The organism is Cellulomonas olei (assembly GCF_039548315.1).
Taxonomy (GTDB): domain Bacteria; phylum Actinomycetota; class Actinomycetes; order Actinomycetales; family Cellulomonadaceae; genus Cellulomonas.
Genome location: NZ_JBCLVN010000005.1, coordinates 185,742 through 204,322, shown reverse-complemented (window position 1 = coordinate 204,322; position 18,581 = coordinate 185,742). Strand labels below are relative to the sequence as shown.

Annotated in this window: 15 protein-coding genes; 11 read left to right on the top strand and 4 right to left on the bottom strand. The window is 75.8% G+C overall.

What is annotated here, in order from left to right:
- Positions 1-16: 16 nt before the first annotated feature.
- From AAHH18_RS03500 to AAHH18_RS03470, 7 genes are all read left to right on the top strand, one after another.
- A complete protein-coding gene (locus AAHH18_RS03500; RefSeq protein ID WP_343300593.1) occupies positions 17-1,297 on the top strand; it encodes a CaiB/BaiF CoA transferase family protein in 1,281 nt (426 codons plus the stop codon).
- A gap of 77 nt (positions 1,298-1,374) precedes the next feature.
- On the top strand, positions 1,375-2,517 hold the full coding sequence (locus AAHH18_RS03495; protein ID WP_283321241.1) for an acyl-CoA dehydrogenase family protein: 1,143 nt from the start codon (positions 1,375-1,377) through the stop codon (positions 2,515-2,517).
- Positions 2,517-3,815 (top strand): FAD-dependent oxidoreductase, encoded by a 1,299-nt coding sequence (locus tag AAHH18_RS03490; protein WP_343300592.1) that lies wholly within the window; start codon positions 2,517-2,519, stop codon positions 3,813-3,815. Before AAHH18_RS03495 ends, AAHH18_RS03490 begins: the two co-directional genes overlap by 1 nt.
- The gene (locus tag AAHH18_RS03485) at positions 3,812-4,114 is read left to right on the top strand and encodes a ferredoxin family protein (RefSeq protein WP_343300591.1); all 303 of its coding nucleotides are present in this window, start codon (positions 3,812-3,814) and stop codon (positions 4,112-4,114) included. The genes AAHH18_RS03490 and AAHH18_RS03485 overlap by 4 nt, the downstream gene beginning before the upstream one ends.
- A 64-nt stretch (positions 4,115-4,178) precedes the next feature.
- The gene (locus AAHH18_RS03480) at positions 4,179-5,801 is read left to right on the top strand and encodes an AMP-binding protein (protein ID WP_343300590.1); all 1,623 of its coding nucleotides are present in this window, start codon (positions 4,179-4,181) and stop codon (positions 5,799-5,801) included.
- Positions 5,802-5,844: 43 nt separating this feature from the next.
- Positions 5,845-6,627, top strand: a complete 783-nt coding sequence (locus AAHH18_RS03475) for an electron transfer flavoprotein subunit beta/FixA family protein (RefSeq protein ID WP_343300589.1) — start codon at positions 5,845-5,847, stop codon at positions 6,625-6,627.
- 10 nt (positions 6,628-6,637) lie between these two features.
- Positions 6,638-7,618, top strand: a complete 981-nt coding sequence (locus AAHH18_RS03470) for an electron transfer flavoprotein subunit alpha/FixB family protein (RefSeq protein ID WP_343300588.1) — start codon at positions 6,638-6,640, stop codon at positions 7,616-7,618.
- A 91-nt stretch (positions 7,619-7,709) separates the two neighbouring features.
- On the opposite strand, the gene AAHH18_RS03465 is transcribed toward AAHH18_RS03470, so the two are convergent.
- Both AAHH18_RS03465 and AAHH18_RS03460 read right to left on the bottom strand, forming a co-directional pair.
- Complete coding sequence (locus AAHH18_RS03465) at positions 7,710-9,797, bottom strand: oxidoreductase (RefSeq protein ID WP_343300587.1); 2,088 nt, start codon at positions 9,795-9,797, stop codon at positions 7,710-7,712.
- 355 nt (positions 9,798-10,152) lie between these two features.
- Entirely contained in the window at positions 10,153-10,794 is a 642-nt protein-coding gene (locus AAHH18_RS03460; RefSeq protein ID WP_343300586.1) for a TetR/AcrR family transcriptional regulator, read from the bottom strand.
- Between the two features lie 187 nt (positions 10,795-10,981).
- Between AAHH18_RS03460 and AAHH18_RS03455 the strand changes: the two genes are divergently transcribed.
- Both AAHH18_RS03455 and aroD read left to right on the top strand, forming a co-directional pair.
- Positions 10,982-11,860, top strand: a complete 879-nt coding sequence (locus AAHH18_RS03455; RefSeq protein WP_343300585.1) for a shikimate dehydrogenase — start codon at positions 10,982-10,984, stop codon at positions 11,858-11,860.
- Between the two features lie 19 nt (positions 11,861-11,879).
- Positions 11,880-12,662: a type I 3-dehydroquinate dehydratase gene (aroD, locus tag AAHH18_RS03450; protein ID WP_343300584.1), complete on the top strand. Its 783-nt coding sequence runs from the start codon at positions 11,880-11,882 to the stop codon at positions 12,660-12,662.
- Positions 12,663-12,824: 162 nt separating this feature from the next.
- Here aroD and rsmI read toward each other — a convergent pair whose 3' ends face one another.
- Positions 12,825-13,682 (bottom strand): 16S rRNA (cytidine(1402)-2'-O)-methyltransferase, encoded by an 858-nt coding sequence (gene rsmI, locus AAHH18_RS03445; RefSeq protein WP_343300583.1) that lies wholly within the window; start codon positions 13,680-13,682, stop codon positions 12,825-12,827.
- 65 nt (positions 13,683-13,747) lie between these two features.
- Between rsmI and AAHH18_RS03440 the strand changes: the two genes are divergently transcribed.
- Positions 13,748-15,598 (top strand): dolichyl-phosphate-mannose--protein mannosyltransferase, encoded by a 1,851-nt coding sequence (locus tag AAHH18_RS03440; RefSeq protein ID WP_459349075.1) that lies wholly within the window; start codon positions 13,748-13,750, stop codon positions 15,596-15,598.
- Positions 15,599-15,667: 69 nt separating this feature from the next.
- Here AAHH18_RS03440 and AAHH18_RS03435 read toward each other — a convergent pair whose 3' ends face one another.
- Positions 15,668-17,146, bottom strand: a complete 1,479-nt coding sequence (locus AAHH18_RS03435) for a family 20 glycosylhydrolase (protein WP_343300581.1) — start codon at positions 17,144-17,146, stop codon at positions 15,668-15,670.
- Positions 17,147-17,453: 307 nt separating this feature from the next.
- Here AAHH18_RS03435 and AAHH18_RS03430 point away from each other — a divergent pair, with 307 nt between their 5' ends.
- The gene (locus AAHH18_RS03430; protein ID WP_343300580.1) at positions 17,454-18,557 is read left to right on the top strand and encodes a DUF4349 domain-containing protein; all 1,104 of its coding nucleotides are present in this window, start codon (positions 17,454-17,456) and stop codon (positions 18,555-18,557) included.
- The last annotated feature ends 24 nt before the right edge of the window (positions 18,558-18,581 follow it).

Below are 18,581 nucleotides of genomic sequence, written 5' to 3'. Positions count from 1 at the left end.
GGGGGGGAACCGGACGATGAAGCCGCTCGCAGGTCTGCGCGTCGTCGACATGACGGCGTTCCTGGCCGCCCCCACCACCCAGCGCGTGCTGGGCGAGTGGGGGGCGGACGTGATCAAGGTCGAGCCGCCGCGGGGCGACCCCGGCCGCACCCAGGGCACCGTCTTCGGCACGCCGTGCACGGACGACGAGAACCCCGGGTTCGACATGGCGAACATGAACAAGCGGTTCGTCACGGTCGACCTGCGCACGCCCGGCGGGCGCGAGGTCATGGACCGGCTGCTGGCGGACGCCGACGTGTTCGTCACCAGCACGCGGGTCCGCTCCCTGGCGAAGCTGGGGTACGACTTCGACACGCTGCACGCCCGGTTCCCCCGCCTCGTCATGGCCCAGGTGCTCGGCTTCGGCGCCGAGGGGCCGCTCAAGGACGCCGCCGGCTTCGACATGACCACCTACATGTCGCGCGGCGGGGTCCTCGCCACCACCCGGGACCGCGAGGGCACCGCGATGCTGCCGCCGTCGGGGTACGGGGACTTCCAGGTCTCGTTCGTGCTCGCCGCCGGCATCCTGGCCGCGCTGCTGCAGCGGGACCGCACCGGCCAGGGCGACTACGTCACGGCCAGCCTGCTGCACTCCGGGGTGTTCATGCTCAACCAGGCGATGATCGCGGCGCAGTACGGCGCCGAGTACCCCAAGGCGCGGCGGGCCGTCACCAACCCGTTCAACAACACCTACCTCGGCTCGGACGGCGGCCTCATGGCCCTGTGCGTCGCGGAGTACGACCGGGATTACGACGCCGTCATGCGCGTGGTCGGCCGCGAGGACCTGGTCGGCGACCCGGTGCTCGGGGTGTGCGCGGACATGAACGCCGCCGGGCGCAACGCCGAGGTCGTCGACGCGCTCGACGCCGCGTTCGCCCGCCGGCCCGCGGCCGACTGGCTGGCCGCCTTCGGCGCGCTGGACCTCCCGATCGCCCCCTGCCAGCTGCCCCGGGACGTCTACGACGACCCGCAGGCGCAGGCCAACGACGTGCTGCGGACCGTGACCTACCCCAACGGCGCGCAGCGGATGCTGCCGACCAACCCGGTGCGGTTCGCCAGCCAGGGCCACCCCGAGCTCACGCTGTCGCGGCCGCAGGGCGCGGACACGCAGGCCGTGCTCGCCGAGCTCGGCTACACCCCCGCGCAGGTCGCCGACCTGCTGGCCGCCGGCGCCGTGCACGGTCCGGCCGTGCCGTCCGCACCCGCGGCACCGGTGGCGCCCGCGGCACCCGCCGCGCCGGCGTCCGCCGCCCCCTGACCGTCCCCGTCCCCCGCGCCCCTGCGTCCCCTCGTCCCCCACCCCGCCGTGCCGGCGGGCAGCAAAGGAGCACACCCGTGGCCCTCATCCTCACCGAGGAGCAGTCCGAGCTCGTCGCGATGGTCCGTGAGTTCGTCCAGAAGGAGGTCGCGCCGCACATCGGCGCCGCCGACAAGGCCGGCGAGCTGCCGCCCGGGTTCTTCGGGCCCGCCTTCGAGATGGGCCTGCACATGCTCGAGATCCCCGAGGAGTTCGGGGGCGGCGGCCTGGACTTCGCGACCACCGCGATGGTGTTCGAGGAGCTCGGCAAGGTCGACGCCGGCTACGCGATCACCCTGGTGTCGACGTTCGTCGCGCTGCGCAACGTCATCCTCGCCGGCACGCCGGAGCAGGCCCAGCTCTTCGCCGACCTGGTGGCCCCGGGCGGCCTCGGCGCGTTCGTGCTGTCCGAGCCCGGCGCCGGGTCGGACGCCGCCGCGATCCGCACCACCGCGGTGCGGGACGGCGACGAGTACGTGCTCAACGGCACCAAGACCTGGATCACCAACGGCGGCATCGCGAAGGTCTACGCCGTGCTCGCCAAGACGGACCCGGCCGCCGGCCACCGCGGCATCTCGTGCTTCATCGTCGAGACCGACCGGCCCGGCGTCTCCTGGGGCACCCACGAGGACAAGTGCGGCCTGCGCACGTCCAACACCTGCGACGTCGTCTTCGACGAGGTGCGCGTCCCGGCCGACCACCGCGTCGGCGCCGAGGGCGAGGGCTTCCGGATCGCCATGCGCGGCCTGGACTTCTCGCGCGCGTTCATGGCGACGATCTGCGTCGGCATGATGCAGCGCGCCCTGGACGAGGCCGTCGCCTACGCGAGGCAGCGCGAGCAGTTCGGGCAGCCGATCATCGAGTTCCAGCTCGTCCAGAAGCTGCTCGCCGACATGGCCGCGCAGACCGAGGCTGCCCGCTGCCTCGTGCACAACACGATGCGCCTCATGGACGCCGGCCTCCCCGTCACCAAGGAGGGGGCCATCACCAAGATGCTCGTCTCCGACATGCTGCAGGACGTCGTCAGCAAGGCGATCCAGGTGCTCGGCGGCAACGGGTACACCAAGGAGTACCCGGTCGAGAAGATCTTCCGGGACGCCAAGGTCTTCCAGATCATGGAGGGCACCAACGAGATCCAGGCCCTGGTCATCGGCCGGGCGCTGGCGCGCGAGTCGGCCTGATGGACGAGGAGGTCTTCGACGCGATCGTCGTCGGCGGGGGCTTCGCGGGCCTCGCCGCGACCTACCGGCTGGCGCAGGCCGGCCGCTCCGTCCTGCTGGTCGAGCGCGGCGCCACGTGCGGCTCCAAGAACCTCACCGGCGGCCGCCTCTACACCTACGCACTGCAGGCGCTGCTCGGCGACGACTGGCGCGAGGCCCCCCTCCAGCGCCGGGTCACCCGCGAGATCATCTCGCTGCTGACCGAGCAGGACGCGGTGAACATCGACACCACGCTCGGCTCCGCGCCCGAGGAGTCGTACACCGTCCTCGCCACGCCGCTGCTGGAGTGGCTGGCCGCCCGGTGCGAGGAGGCCGGCGCGATGGTCGTCACCGCCACCACCGTCGAGGGCCTGCTGGTCCGCGACGGCGTGGTCCGGGGCGTGAAGGCCGGCGAGGACGAGCTCGAGGCGCGCGTCGTCATCGACTGCGAGGGCATCAACCCGCTGCTGCTGGAGCGCGCCGGCCTGATCCGGCCGCTCGACCCGCACGCCGTGGCGGTCGGCGCCAAGTACGTCTACCGGTACGGCTCCGGCGAGGAGGTCGACCGCATCTTCGGCGTCCGGCCCGGCGAGGGCGCCGCGGTGCTCGGCATGGGCGCGGTCACCCGCGGGGTGTTCGGCGGCGTGTTCTGCTACTCCAACGCCGACTCGGTGTCGCTGGGCCTGGTGCTCGACTCCGTCGCGTGGAAGGAGTCCGGGCACTCGCTGCTCGACACCGCCGAGGCGCTGCACGAGCACCCGGCGATCGGCCGCTACGTCGCCGGCGGGGAGCTCGTCGAGTACGGCGCCCACCTGGTCTACGAGGGCGGGTACGACACGCTGCCCGAGCTGTCCGGCGCCGGCTGGCTGGTCTGCGGCGACGCGGCGGGGCTGTGCCTCAACCGCGGCTTCACGATCCGCGGCATGGACTACGCCGTCATGAGCGGGATCGCGGCCGCGGACGCCGTGACCGGGGCGCTGGACGCCGCGGCCGGCACCGCGCCGCTGGGCGCCGCCGCGCTGTCCGGGTACCGCGAGCGCCTGGAGGCCGGGCTGCTGCGCGACTTCCGGGCCACGCGGGGCGCGCACGACTGGATGGCCGCGACGACCGACCTGTTCACCGTCTACCCGCAGCTCGCCGTCGACGCGATGACCGGGCTGTACCACGTGGGCCCCGAGCCGCTGACGCCCGTCGCGTCGACGCTGTGGCGCGCCGCCCGCCAGATCAAGAAGCCGGTGCGGACCGCCCGCACCCTGCTGAAGGGAGTGCGGACGCTGTGACCCGCCCCGTCGACGTGCTGCTCGCGGCCACCCGGTTCGAGACCGACGAGCACCACCCGCACATCGTCATCGACCCCGTCGCGTGCCGCACCTGCCCCTCGGACCGCGCCTGCGCGACGTCCTGCCCGGCGCAGCGCTACGTCTGGGACGACGCGGCCGACGTCATGTCGTTCGACCACGTCGGCTGCCTGGAGTGCGGCAGCTGCCGCCTGGTGTGCGACCGGCTGCGCACCGGGGCGCCGGGCTACTCCTGGGACTACCCGGCCGCCGGCGCCGGCGTCTCCTACCGGCAGGGCTGAGGCGGTGGGGCACCAGGGCGCACCGGGGCGGGCGGTCCCGCGCGGCGTGCGCGGGACGGCCGTCGTGAGCCCCGCCCGGCGGGCGGAGCTGCGGCGCGCGGGGCTGTGGGGCGACGCGTCGCTCGACGACTACTGGCGGCTGTCCGTGCTCGCCGGGCCCGAGCAGGAGGCCGTCGTCGACTCGCGCGGCGCCCGGCTCACCTACGCCGAGGTGGACGACCGCGCCGCCCGCATCGCCACCTGGCTGAGCGGGCACGGCGTCGGCCGGGGCGACGTGGTCTCGGTCCAGCTGCCGAGCTGGGCCGAGATGGTCTGCGTGAACGTGGCCTGCCTGCGCATCGGCGCGGTCGTCAACCCCGTGCTCACCGCGTACCGCGAGACCGAGCTGCGCGAGGTGCTCACCCGCAGCCGGTCGCGCGCGCTGCTCGTCCCGACCCGGTTCCGGGGGGCCGACCTCGAGCCCGTCGCGGCGCGGCTCGCCGCCGAGCTGGACCACCTGGTCGCCGTCGCCGCCGTCCCGCACAACGGCCGGCCCGCGACAGCGGTGCCCGACCTGGCCGACGTCGTCGCGACCCACGAGCCGCTGCCCGAGGACCTGCGGCGACCGGGGCGCGGCGAGGACGTGGCCGCCGTGCTGTTCACCTCGGGGTCGGAGGCCCGGCCCAAGGGCGTGCTGCTGTCCCACGACAACGTGCTGTCCGGGGAGCGGGGGTTCGCGCGCATGCTCGGCGTCGGCCACGGCGACCGGGTGCTCATGCCCGCGCCGCTCGGCCACGCGACCGGGTACCTGCACGGCCTCACGCTGCCGTACCTGGTGGGCGGCACCGCGCTGCTGCTCGACGTGCCGACCGGGCCGTCCGCGGTCGCGATGGCCCGCGCCGAGGGCGCCACGTGCGGCATGGCCGCGGCCAGCGTCGTGCGGTGCATGCTCGACTCGTGCGACCCGGGCGAGCGCGTCGCGGAGCACCTGCGCTTCCTCTGCTGCGGCGGCTCCCCCGTGCCGCGGTCGCTGGCCCGGGAGGCGCTGGATCACGGCGTGCGGCTGCTCAGCGTCTACGGGTCCACCGAGAGCGCCCCGCACACCCTCACCACCCCCGCCGACGACCTCGAGCGGGTGCTCACCACCGACGGCCGCCCCGTGCCCGGCGTCGAGGTGCGCGTCGTCGACCCGGTGACCCGCGAGCCGCTGCCGGTCGGCGAGGTCGGCGAGGCGGCGTCCCGCGGCCCGCAGGTGTTCTGCGGCTACCTGGACGACCCCGCGCTCACCGCCGCGGTGCTCGACGCCGACGGCTGGTACTACTCCGGCGACCTCGCCCGGCTCGACGCCGACGGCTACCTCCGCATCGTCGGCCGGGCCAAGGACGTCATCATCCGCGGCGGCGAGAACATCTCCGCCGCGGAGGTCGAGCAGGTGCTCCGGGAGTGCCCCGGGGTGCGCGACGCCGCGGCCGTGGCGATGCCCGACCGCCGGCTCGGCGAGTGCGTGTGCGCGTACCTCGTGCTCGAGCCCGGGGTGCCCGCCCCGGACGTCCCGGCGCTGCGCGAGCAGTTCCTGGCGCGCGGCCTGGCCAAGTACAAGATCCCCGCGCACGTCCAGGTGGTCGACGCCCTGCCGCTGTCCCCCGCCGGGAAGGTGCGCAAGGACGTGCTGCGCGAGCGCGCCGCGGCCCTCGTCCCCGCCGGCTGACACCGCCTCCGCGAACGGCAGTACCCGAGAGAAGGAAGAAGAGATGCAGATCGCAGTCCTGGTCAAGCAGGTGCCCGACGACCTCGCCGGCGCGCGCCTGACCGCGGCCGGCGTGCTCGACCGGGCCGCCGGTCCCGCGACCACCGACCCCGTGGACCGCAACGCCCTCGAGGCCGCCGTCGCGCTGGCCGAGGCCGCCGGGGACAGCACCGTGACGGTCGTCGCGATGGGTCCGGCGTCCGCCAAGGCGGTGCTCAAGGAGTGCGTGAGCGTCGGCGCGACCGCCGGCGTCCACGTCAGCGACAAGGGCCTGGCCGGCTCCGACGCGCTCGCGACCGCGCGGGTGCTCGCCGCCGCCGTGCGCCGACTCGGCCCGGTCGACCTGGTCCTCGCCGGCGCGCGGTCGTTCGACGGCGCCACCGCCGCGGTGCCCGCCATGGTCGCCGAGCTGCTGGACCTGCCGCAGGTCACGACCGTCACCGCGATCGAGGCCGAGCCCGGCGCGCTGGTCTGCACCCAGGTGCTCGAGGACGGGCACGCCCGCGTGCGGCTGCCGCTGCCCGGTGTCGTGTCGGTCGACGAGTACGTGAACACCCCGCGGTACCCGTCCGTGCGCTCCAAGCTCGCCGCCAACAAGGCGGTGTTCGAGGTGCTGACCGCCGCGGACCTCGGCGTCACCGAGGTCGGCCCCGACGCCGCCCGCGCGGTCGTCGTCGCCACCGCGGAGCCGCCCGCCCGGGAGCCCGGGCAGCGCATCCAGGGCACCGACGCCCGGGACACCGCCGAGAAGCTGGTCGCCGCGCTCGCCGGCGCCGGCGCCCTGTGAGGAGGACGAGATGAGCTGCACCCTGTGGGTCCTGGTCGAGTCGGAGCGCGGCGTCGCCGCCGACGCGAGCCTGGCCGTCGTGACCGAGGCGCGCCGCCTGGCGGACGCGTGCGGCGGCACCGTGACCGCGGTGGCCGTCGGCGAGGACCTGGACGACGTCGTCGCCCGGGCCGGTGCCGCGGGCGCGCACACCGTCCGCCGCGTCTCCGGCGGCTACGCCGACTACGCCACCGAGCCGTGGACGGCGGCGCTGCACACGCTGCTGACCACGCACGCCCCGACCGCGCTGCTGGTCGCCGCGACCACCCGCGGGGCCGACGTCGCCCCCCGGCTCGCCGCGCGCCTCGGCACCGGCCTGGTCACGGACTGCGTGGCGCTCGAGTGCGCCGGTGACGGACTGCTGGGCGTCAAGACCGTGCTCGGCGGCGCGGCCGTCACCCGCAGCCGGGTGCGGGACGCCGTCGCCGTGCTCACCGTCCGCCCGGGCGTCCTGCCGCCCGCCGCCACCGACGGGACCGCTGCCGAGGTCGTCGTCGAGGACCTCCCGGCCGCCCCGTCGCGCACCACGCTCGTGGAGCGCGTGCCCGCGGAGGACACCGGCGAGGTCGCGCTCGAGGACGCCCGCATCATCGTCTCCGGCGGCCGCGCGATGGGCGGGGCCGACGGGTTCGGCGTGCTGCGCGAGCTCGCGACGGCACTCGGCCCCACCGCCGCCGTCGGCGCCTCCCGGCCCGCAGCGGACTCCGGCTGGGTGCCCGTCTCCCTCGAGATCGGGGTCTCCGGCAAGAAGGTCGCCCCCGACCTGTACCTGGCCTGCGGGATCTCCGGCGCCAGCCAGCACCTCGCCGGCATGTCCGGCTCCCGCACCGTCGTCGCGATCAACAAGGACCCGGAGGCGCCGATCTTCGGCGTCGCGGACTTCGGCGTCGTCGGCGACCTGTTCGACATCGTGCCCGCGCTGACCGAGGCGGTGCGCGCGCACCGGGGATGACGCGTCCCGCACGCAGGACGGCCCGTCACCCGGCTGGGTGACGGGCCGTCCTGCGTCCCCCGGGCGCGGGGCGGGCGCAGGTCTCCTGCGGTCAGCGGGGCGCGAGGACGCCGCGGGCCTCGAGCGTCAGGAGCACGTCGCGGCCGCCCGCCGTGGCGTCGATGATCTTCGCGCCGCCCGACGAGTCGCCGACGTCGAGCACGTCCACGTCCGTCCCGCTGAACGCGCCGGCCAGCTCGCCGTAGCTCGTGCGGTCGCCGCGCATGCCCAGGCACACGTAGGTCGCCGCACCCTCGAGCCGGCGCCGGGACCCGTCGGGGTCCTCCACCTCGACCCAGCCGTCGCCGACCTCCGTCAGCGACGTGCGCGTCAGCACCGTCACGTCGTGCCGGTCGAGCATCTCCCGCATCTGCATCGCGGTGATGAGGTCGAGGTCGCCGGCGACCCGGTCGAGCCGCTCGACGAGCGTGACCTCGGCGCCCGCGGCGACGCAGGCCTCCACGACGTCCAGGCCCACCGCACCGGCACCGACCACGACGACCGGCTTCCCGGCGAGCGCGGGCAGGTCGTCGACGCCGGCCGTGGCGCCGAGGATCGAGAAGACCTGCGTCCCCGGGACGTCCACGCGGTCGAGCAGGCCGGGGACGGGCGGCAGCAGCGGCTGCGAGCCGGTCGCGTTCACCACGACGTCGGGCGCCAGCTCGCGCACCAGGTCGACGGTCGCCGGCGTCGCGGTGCGGATCTCCACGCCGGCGCGCGCGGCCCGCCGCACGAGGTGGTCGAGGAATGTGGCGATGCGGCGCTTCGCGGGCAGCCGGACGGCCTCCCCGACCACGCCGCCGACGACGTCCCGGGCCTCGAGCAGCACCACGTCGCACCCGACCTCCGCGGCCGTGCACGCCGCCTCGAGCCCGCCGACGCCGCCGCCGACCACGACCACGCGCGTCGGGGCGGTCACCCGGCGACGCAGGTAGTCCTCGTGCCCGACGATGTCCGGGTTCACGGTGCAGCGGATCGGGCGGTCCAGCCGGATGCGGTGGTCGGCGCAGCCGATGTTGCAGGAGATGCAGTCGAGGATGCGGTCCGCGCACCCGGTCGCGACCTTGCGCACCCACCACGGCTCGGCGATGAGCCCCCGGCCGATCGCCACCAGGTCGGTGTCGCCCTCCGCGACGACGCGCTCGGCGACCGCGGGGTCGCGGTAGTTGCCGCTGGAGATCGTCGGCCGGCCGAACTCCTCGCGGAACACGCGTGCCATGCCGGCGCGCCAGCCGTCCGGGAGGTCCATGCGGTCGATCTGGTACTGCAGGTTGCCGGCGAGCGCCGCGGACACGTCGATGACGTCGACCTCGTCGACCAGGTGGCGCATCAGCTCGACCGAGTCGGCCACGGTGTTGCCGCCCGCGACCAGCTCGTCGGCGCTGATCCGCAGCATCACGGGATACGCGGGGCCGACGGCGGCGCGGACCGCCGCGAGGGTCTCCCGGACGAGCCGGGCGCGGTTCTCGGGGGTGCCGCCGTAGGCGTCGGTGCGGTGGTTGTACAGCGGCGACAGGAACTGGCAGAGCAGGTACGAGTGCCCGGCGTGCAGCTCGACCGCGTCGAACCCGGCGCGCTTGGCCCGCAGCGCCGCGGCGGCGTACTGCGCGGGCACCTCGGCGATCTGCTCGGGCGTCATCGGCACGGGGACCGGTCCGCCGGGCTTGGACGGGACGTCGGAGGCCGACAGCGCGGGCACCCCGGTCCGTGCGGGGTTCGCGGAGGCGCCCGCGTGGTTGAGCTGGATCGCGGCCTTCGCGCCGTGCCGGTGCAGGCGCTCGGTCAGCTCCCACAGGCGCGGGACGTAGCGGTCGTGGTCGATGCGGAGCTGGGTGGTGCCGTTCGACCCGGCGGGGAAGGCCACGCAGATGTTCTCGACGATGATCAGGCCGGTGCCGCCGCGGGCGCGCTGCTCGTAGTAGTCGAGCTGGGTGTCGGAGACCGTGCCGTCGGGCATGGCCATGTTGGTGCCCATCGGGGGCATGACCACGCGGTTGCGCAGCGTCATGGACCGGACGCTCAGCGGGGACAGCAGGTGCGGGGTCGCGGGCGCGGCCGGGCGGGGGTCGACCCGCACGGTCAGGGGCGCGGGCCGGGTGCGGTCCGCGGTGGCGGACGGGGCAGGGGGCGCGACGGTCACGAGAGGTCCTCTCCGCGGCGGGCTGGTAAGTACCGATCTGGTTAGTTACTACGGTGGCGCGCGGCGGGCCCGAGGGGATGGGTAGGAGGTCCCAGACTTTGTGACAGGTTTCCCGTACGCGGACGGACGGCGGGCGGGGGGTGCCCGGAGCGGGCCGAGGTCGTCATCTGCGGCCGAGGTCGTCACGTCCACCTGACGACCTCGGCCCGACCTGACGACCTCGACGGGTCCGGCGCGGTGGGGCCAGCGGCCGAGCGGAGGGCTGCGGCGCGGCCGGGGCCGGCCGGCGGCCAGGCGGCGGCCGGGCGGCGGGCGTCAGCCCGGGGCGGCGGGCGTCAGCCCGGGGTGGCGGGGGTCAGGCCGGGGTGGCGAGGACCAGGCGCAGGACGGTGTCCTCGACGAGGGCCCGCACCTGCGGGCGCGTCTCCTCCGCGAGCATGTCGCGGCCGAACAGCTCCCGGAACGTCGAGCGGTTGGCGGTGCGGAAGAACGCGAGCGCGCTGATCACCTGGTGCACGTCGAGGGCGGACGGCGCGTCGGGGCCGTCGCGGAACACCCCGGACGCCCGGCCGCGCGCCAGCACGTCGTCGAGGATCTCGAGCGCGACCTGGTTCACCTCGCGCGTCTCGGCGTCGAGGTGGCCGATCATCCCCTCCTCGAGGAGGTTCTCGAACAGCACCAGCCGGACGAACGGCTCGTGGGTGGCGTCGTAGCAGAGCGTGGAGCGCACGAGCTCGCGCAGCGCGTCCTCGGGCGGCAGGTCCTCGAGGTGCAGCGACCGCTCCCGGTCCCGGGTGCCGCGGTACGACTCGACGAGGGCGGCGCGGTACAGCCCGTCCTTGGAGCCGAAGTAGTAGTAGATCATCCGCTTGGTGGTGTGGATGCGCTCCGCGATGGCGTCCACGCGCGCCCCGAGGAGGCCGCGGGCGGAGAACTCCTCGATCGCCGCCCCGAGGATCTCCTTGCGGGTCCGGTCCGCGTCGCGGGTGCGCGGCACCGCGGCACCGCCCGCCCCCGCGTCCCCGGAAGCCCCGGCCCCCTGCCCCGCGTCGGTCATCACCGCACCCCTCGCCTGATCGCCCTGCCTGGACCGACGCATCATCGCAGGACCATGGGCCCGGATCCGGGATCGAAGTCCCGTCAGAATGAACTAACGAGTACGTCCACGAAGCACAGGAGTCCCGATGCCCGACGGAACGATCCGCGCCATCACCGGCCACACCGAGCTGCTCGGCCTGATCGCCTACCCGATCCGGCACAGCCTGTCGCCGCGGATGCACAACCTCGCGCTCGCCGAGCTCGGCCTCGACTACGCGTACCTCGCCTTCGAGGTCGACAACGACGGCCTGGCCGACGCGGTCACCGGCCTCAAGGCCCTGCGGGTGCGCGGCTGGAACGTGTCGATGCCGAACAAGATCGCGATCGTCCCGATGCTCGACGACCTGTCCCCCGCCGCGCGCCTCGTCGGCGCGGTCAACACGGTGGTCAACGACGGCGGCCGCCTCACCGGGCACGTCACCGACGGCACCGGCTACATGACCGCCCTGCGGGAGGCCGGCGTCGACCCCGTCGGGCAGCGGATCACCCTGATCGGCGCCGGCGGCGCGGGAACCGCGATCGCCGTCCAGGCCGCCCTCGACGGCGTCGCCCGCATCGACATCTTCAACCGCCGCGACGCCGTCTGGCCGGTCGCCGAGCACACCGTGCGCACCATCGCGGAGCACACGGACGCGACCGCCGTGCTGCACGACCTGGACGACCTCGACGACTTCCGCGCGTGCGTCGACGAGTCCGTCGTGCTGGCGAACGCCACCAACGTCGGCATGGGCGCCCTGGCGGGGCTGAACCCGCTGCCGGCGGCCGACGTGCTGCGGCCGGACCTGTTCGTCTCCGACGTCGTCTACAGCCCGCCGCGCACGCCGTTCCTCGAGCAGGCGGAGACCGCCGGGTGCCGCACCATGAACGGACTCGGCATGATGCTCCACCAGGGCGCCGCAGCGTTCGAGCTGTGGACCGGCAAGCCGATGCCGGTCGAGCACGTGCGCGCCGAGCTGTTCGGCTGAGACGCCCCGAGGAGGAGCCATGACCAGCACGCCGACCCCTGCACCCACGCCCGTCACCGTGCGCGGCACCACGATCGGCGGCGGCCGTCCCGTCGTCGTCGTGCCGCTGACCGCCGCCACGGTGGAGGAGCTGCTCGCCGAGGCGCGCACCGTCGTCGCGGCGGGCCCGGACGTCGTGGAGTGGCGCGTCGACCACCTCGGGCGCGGGGTCGTCGGCCCCACAGAGGCGACCGTCGCGGGGCGCGCGCTGCGCGAGGCGCTGGGCGACCTGCCGCTGCTCGCCACCATCCGCACGACGGCGGAGGGTGGGCTCGCGGCCGTGGCGGACGACGAGTACGTCGCGATCTACCGTGCGGTCGTGGCGGCCGGCGTCGCGGACCTCGTCGACGTCGAGGTGATGCGGTCGCAGGAGGCCGTCGCCGAGCTGGTCGCGCTGGCGCACGCCGCCGGGGTGGCGGTCGTCGCGTCCAACCACGACTTCGACGCCACACCCCCGCGCGAGGAGATCGTCCGGCGGCTGCACCTCATGGCCGACCGGGGCGCGGACGTCGCGAAGATCGCCGTGATGCCCCACGACGCGGACGACGTGCTGACGCTGCTCACCGCCACGCGGGAGGCGTCCACGCAGCTCGCGGTGCCGCTCATCACCATGTCGATGGCCGCCACCGGTGTGGCGTCCCGCCTGGTCGGCGGCGTGTTCGGCTCCGCGGCGACGTTCGGCACGGTGGGGCGGGCCTCGGCGCCCGGGCAGGTCGAGGTCGGCGCCCTGCGCGCCGTGCTGGACCTCGTGCACCCCGCCTGACCGGGGCCGCCCCACCCGGGCGGCCCTCCACGACCCCGGTCGGCGCACACCCCCGTCGCCTGCCGGAGCACACGGCCCGCCGGTCGCACTGCCCGCGACCGGCGGGCCGTCCCGCGTCACCGGCCCTCGACCGCCGCGATCAGGGCGACCGCACCTCCGCCGTCAGCGCGACCGGGCCGCGAGCGCCGCCGCGTACAGGTCCCGCTTCGGCACGCCCGCGACCTGCGCCACCTCGGCGACCGCGTCCTTGAGCCGCTCCCCCGCGTCCGCGCGCGCCAGCACCTCGGCCACCAGGTCCGCCGTGGACGCGACCTCGCGCGCGGGGGCACCGGCGACGACGACGGCGATCTCGCCGCGGACCTCCCGCGACGCCGCCCAGTCGGCGAGCGCCCCGAGCCCGTCGCGGACGACCTCCTCGTACGTCTTGGTGAGCTCCCGGCACACCGCGGCCGGGCGGTCCGCCCCGAACGCCGCCGCCATGTCCGCGAGCGTCGCCGCGAGCCGGTGCGGTGCCTCGAAGAACACCAGCGTGCGGGGTTCACGCTCGAGCGCGGCGAACGCCCGGGACCGCTCGCCGGGCTTGCGGGGCGGGAAGCCCTCGAAGCAGAACCGGTCCGTCGGCAGCCCGGACAGCGCGAGCGCGGTGAGCACGGCGCTCGGCCCGGGCGCGGCGGTCACGGTCAGGCCGGCCTCCACCGCGGCTGCGACGACCCGGAAGCCCGGGTCGGACACCGCGGGCATGCCCGCGTCGGTGACCACGAGGACCGTGCCGCCGCCGGCGACGACGTCGAGCAGCTCCGGCGTGGTCGCGGCCTCGTTGTGCTCGTGGTGGCTCACCACGCGCCCCCCGACGGTCACGCCCATGCGCGCGGCGAGCGCCCGCAGCCGCCGGGTGTCCTCCGCGGCGACGACGTCGGCCTCCGCCAGCAGCCGGCGCAGCCGCGGGGAGGCGTCCTCGACGTCGCCGATGGGCGTCGCCGCGAGCACGAGCCGGCCGGCGCCGGTGGCAGAGGGGGTCACGTCGACCAGCCTGCCACCTCCTCGGTGCGCGGACTCCCAGGTGGCGCCGAGCGGCCGCCCCTACGATGGCGGACGTGCCGCAGCCCGACGAGACGCCCGCGCCGCAGGCCGTCCCGCCGGGGCCGGCAGAGGCGCGGCCCCGCGCGTCCCACCGCTGGGACCCGGTGACGGCGCCGGAGCCGGAGACCGCCCCCGTCACGGCGGACGCCCACGGCCCCGCGGTCGGGTCCGACCCGGCAGACCCGACCCGCCCGGCGGGCGCGACGGACCCGGCCGGGCCGTCCCTGCCGCGCCGGGCCCACGCCGTCGCCGACGGCGGGGACGAGGCCGCGCTCTCCACCCACGACCGCCTGCTGGTCGCCCTGCTGGGCACCCGGACGCTGCTGCTCGGGGCGACGCGCCGCGCGCGCGTGACCGGCTGGCTGTGGCCGCTCGCCGTCACGCTGCTCGGCGGCGTGCTGCGGTTCTGGCGGCTCGGGACGCCGCACGAGCTGGTCTTCGACGAGACCTACTACGTGAAGCAGGCGTACTCGCTGCTCGTGCAGGGCTACGAGGGGTCGTGGGGCGACGACGCGAACCCGCTGTTCGCCGCCGGCGACGGCTCGGCGCTGAAGGAGCAGGCCGAGTACATCGTCCACCCGATGGTCGCGAAGTGGCTGATGGCGCTCGGGATCCACGTGGGCGGCGGCATCGGCTCGTCGGCCGCGTGGCGGCTCGCGTCCGCGGTGGCGGGCACCCTCGCCGTGCTGATGGTGGCGCGCATCGGCCGGCGGCTCTTCGCGTCGACGGCGCTCGGCACGCTGGCGGGCCTGTTCCTGGCGGTGGACGGCGAGGGCATCGTCCACTCGCGCACGGGGCTGCTGGACGGGTTCCTCATGGTGTTCGCGCTCGCGGCGTTCGGCGCGCTGCTGCTGGACCGCGACCAGGCGCGCCGCCGGCTCGCCGCGCGGACGGCCGCCGTGCTCGACTCCGGCGCCGCCCTGGGGATGGGCCCGCGGCTCGGGTGGCGCTGGTGGCGGTTCGCGGCGGCCGTGCTGCTGGGCCTGGCGATCGGCACCAAGTGGTCCGGGCTGTACTTCCTGGCCGTCTTCGGGCTGCTGTCCGTCGCGTGGGACGCGTCCGCGCGCCGCACCGTCGGCGTCCGCCGCTGGCCGCTCGCCGCGCTGTGGCGCGACGCCGTCCCGGCGGGTCTCGTCATGGTGCCGACCGCGGCGCTCGTCTACGTCGCCACGTGGTGGTCCTGGTTCGCGCACCCCGGGGCGTACCTGCGGCAGTGGGCCGTCGAGCACCCCGGCGAGGGCGTGACGTGGCTGCCGCCGGCGCTGCGGTCGCTGTGGCACTTCCACACGCAGATGTGGGACTTCCACACGCACCTGACCTCCGAGCACGCCTACGCCGCCCACCCGCTGGGGTGGATCGTGCAGTGGCGTCCGACGTCGTTCTACTACCCCGACGCGGTCTCGGGGCTGACCGGCGCGGCCGCGCGGGACGCCTGCGGCGCGGACGCGTGCTCGCAGGCGATCACGTCGCTCGGGAACCCGGTGCTCTGGTGGCTCGGCGCGCTCGCGCTCGTGGTGGCCCTCGTGGTCCTGGTCGTGCGCCGCGACTGGCGCGCCGGCGCCGTGCTGTCGGGCGTCGTCGCGGGGTGGCTGCCCTGGTTCGCCTACGCGCACCGCACGATCTTCACGTTCTACTCCATCGCGTTCGCGCCGTGGGTGGTGCTCGCGCTGGTCTACGTGCTGGGGCTGCTGCTGCAGTCGCGCGACGACGTGCAGCGCCGGCGCGGGATCGCCGCGACGGTCGCCGTGACGCTGGTGGTGCTCGCGGTCAGCGCGTTCTTCTACCCCGTGTGGACGGCGTGGGTCGTGCCGTACGACTTCTGGCACCTGCACATGTGGCTGCGGTCCTGGATCTAGGGGCGGCCCGCGGGACCACCGGGCGGTGACCCCCGCGCCGGGCGCCCGGCGCGACGGGCCGCGCCCGCGTCAGCCGACGTGCCAGTCCACCTGCGGGCTCGGGTACCAGGCGAGGCCCTGCGCGTCCCACCGCGGGCCGTGCGCGGCGACGCGTGCGCGGAAGTCCTCCCAGTCGCGCTGCTCGGGACGCGTCCACGCCACCTCGGCCACGGCGGCCAGCCGGGGCAGCAGCATCGTCATGAGGTCGTCCAGGCTGCGCAGCGTCTCGGTCCACACCGTCGCCTCCACGCCGATGACCGAGCCCTCGGGCAGGCCCGGGACCAGCGCCGTCGGCTCCCAGTCGTAGGCGTCACGCAGCTCGATGTGGCCGGCCCACTCCAGGCCCAGCGGGGTGTCGGCGTCGTACTTCATGTCCAGGTACGCCTTCGACCCGGGGCTCATGAGCAGCCGGGCACCCGCACGCGCGGCCGCGACGAACGGCGCCGGGTCCATCCGGGTGTCCCAGTACTGCACGACGGTGCCGGGCTCCAGCGGGGTCGTCGCGATCTCCTGCCAGCCGACGACCTGCTTGCCCGCGGCCCGGACGGCGTCGGAGGCCATCGCGACCAGGCGCGCGTACTCGTCGTGCCCCATCGTCAGCACCTCGTCGCCGCCGATGTGCACGTACTCCCCCGGCGTCACGGCCGCGACGTCCCCGAACACGTCCCGCAGGAACGGCTCGGTGGCCGGCAGGTCCGCCGCCAGCTTGCTGAAGCCCACGTCGATCCCCGTGTACGCCTCGGTCGGCTCGCCCTCGGGCGTCAGCTCGCCGTACGCGTGCAGGGCGGCGTTCACGTGCCCCGGCACGTCGATCTCCGGCACGACGCGCACCCCGCGCGCCGCGGCGTACGCGACGAGCGCCTCGTACTCCTCGGTCGTGAAGAAGCCGCCCGGGTCGCCGTCGACGGCGGTGCCGCCCGAGCGCGCCGCGAGCGCCGGGCGGGACGGCAGGTCGAGGCGCCACCCCTGGTCGTCCGACAGGTGCAGGTGCAGCACGTTGAGCTTGTACGCGGCCATCAGGTCGACGACGACGCGCAGCTCGTCCGGCCCGAAGAAGTGGCGGGCGACGTCGACGGAGAGCCCGCGCCAGCCGTGCGCCGGCGCGTCCTCCACCACCACCGGCGGAGCCACGAAGGCGCCGTCCTCCCGGCGCAGCAGCTGCTGCAGGGTCGCCAGCCCGCGCACGAGCCCCTCGGGCGAGCCGGCGGAGACCTCCACGCGGTCCGGGTCCACCTCCACGCGGTACTCCTCCGCGCCCAGGCCCTCCGCCAGGCGCAGGGCCACGTCGCCGGGCTGCGTGGGCTCCGCGACGTCGCGGTACCGCACCTCGACGGTCGCGCCGGTGGCGCGGCTCAGGACCTCCGCCGCCAGCACGCCGAGCGAGACCTCGGCCGGGGAGACGCCCACGGTGACGGTGGTGCCGGCCGAGACGACGAACGGCGCCCCGTCACCCACGCGCACCGAGCGGGGAGCAGGGACCAGTCGCAGGCTGGTGGCGGGAGCGGGCACGGGAGTCCTTCCGGACGACGGGACGACGACGGGCGCACTCCGGCCCGGCCCCCGGGACCAGTGTGCCGCCTCGGAGCCACCGCCGGGGGCGACGCGCGGGAGGCGCGGGACGCCGCGAGCGGGCCCGCGACCAGCGCGTCCGCGACGGTCGGCCACCGGTCCGCGCCTGCTGCTGGGAGCCGGCTGGTCACGGGCCGGACGCGGCCGGGTCACGGACCGGACGCGCTCGGGGCGCCACGGCAACGATCCGGTCTCCTTCCGCCCGGAACGCCCCCGCTGCGGGCACGCGCCCCACTACCGTCCAGCCATGCGGGCACTGATCGGACGGGACGTGACAGGGCACCCGGTGGCGCGCGGCCGCCTGGGTGACGCGGTGGGACCGCGCGCCGGGCGGCCGGGCGGGTGGCGGGACCGACGTGCGGCGCGCGCCGCCCTCGGCCTCACGCTGCTCGCGGTCCTCGTCGCCGGCTGCAGCAACGGCGGGGCCGACTCCGGCGGGGCGTCGATGACGGACACCCGCGCGTTCTCCGGCGAGGACTCCGTCGCCGGCGGGGGCGACGCGGGCGCGGCAGCGGCCGATGTCGGGGACGACGCCGCGGCCGACCCCGGCGCGGACGCCGCGGGGCGCCAGGTCGTCACCACCGGCGACGTCGCGCTCACCGCGTCCGACCCGCGCGGCGCGGCCGACGGGCTCGTCGCCCTGGTGGAGGAGGCCGGCGGCCGGGTGGACGCGCGGCAGGAGTCCTCCGCGCGCGCGGAGGACGGCACCGACGCGTCCGCCGACCTCACGGTGCGGGTGCCCGCGGACGACGTGAGCGACCTGCTCGACGCGCTCGAGGACCTCGGCGACGTGCAGGACGTCGACCTCCGGTCCGAGGACGTCACCGCGGCGGCGCAGGACCTCGACGCCCGCATCCGGGCGATGCGGCTGTCGGTCGCCCGCATGGAGGACCTGCTCGCCGGTGCCGCCACGCAGGCGGACGTCATCAGCGCCGAGAACACCCTGACCGAGCGGCAGGCGGCCCTCGAGCAGCTGGAGTCCCAGCGGGCGCGCGTCGCCGAGCAGGTCGCGCTCTCCACCCTGCACGTCATGATCTGGAGCGACGGCGCGCCCGCCCCCACGACGGACGAGCGGACCGGGTTCCTCGGTGGGCTGGCGGCCGGCTGGGAGGCGCTGGTCGGGGTGCTCGGCGTCGCGCTGCTCGTGCTCGGGGCGCTCGTGCCCTGGCTCGCGGTCGCCGCCCTGGTGGTCGCCGCGGTCGTCGCGGTGCGCCGGGTGCTGCGGCGCCGGGGCGCGCGGCGGGGGCCGGACGCGGGCGGGCCGGACGCGGGCCGGCCCGACGCCGGGGAGCCCGGGGGCGGCACGGCAGGCCCGCACGAGCCGGCCGTGGTGGGCGGGGCGCGGGACTGACGGCGGCCGGCCCGACGGGTCGGG

Excerpts from the sequence above, each read along its gene's own strand:
- AAHH18_RS03500 (WP_343300593.1), top strand. The coding sequence starts at position 17 with ATGAAGCCGCTCGCAGGTCTGCGCGTCGTCGACATGACGGCGTTCCTG.
- AAHH18_RS03490 (WP_343300592.1), top strand. The coding sequence starts at position 2,517 with ATGGACGAGGAGGTCTTCGACGCGATCGTCGTCGGCGGGGGCTTCGCG.
- AAHH18_RS03475 (WP_343300589.1), top strand. The coding sequence starts at position 5,845 with ATGCAGATCGCAGTCCTGGTCAAGCAGGTGCCCGACGACCTCGCCGGC.
- AAHH18_RS03470 (WP_343300588.1), top strand. The coding sequence starts at position 6,638 with ATGAGCTGCACCCTGTGGGTCCTGGTCGAGTCGGAGCGCGGCGTCGCC.
- AAHH18_RS03455 (WP_343300585.1), top strand. The coding sequence starts at position 10,982 with ATGCCCGACGGAACGATCCGCGCCATCACCGGCCACACCGAGCTGCTC.
- aroD (WP_343300584.1), top strand. The coding sequence starts at position 11,880 with ATGACCAGCACGCCGACCCCTGCACCCACGCCCGTCACCGTGCGCGGC.
- AAHH18_RS03440 (WP_459349075.1), top strand. The coding sequence starts at position 13,748 with ATGGCGGACGTGCCGCAGCCCGACGAGACGCCCGCGCCGCAGGCCGTC.
- AAHH18_RS03430 (WP_343300580.1), top strand. The coding sequence starts at position 17,454 with ATGCGGGCACTGATCGGACGGGACGTGACAGGGCACCCGGTGGCGCGC.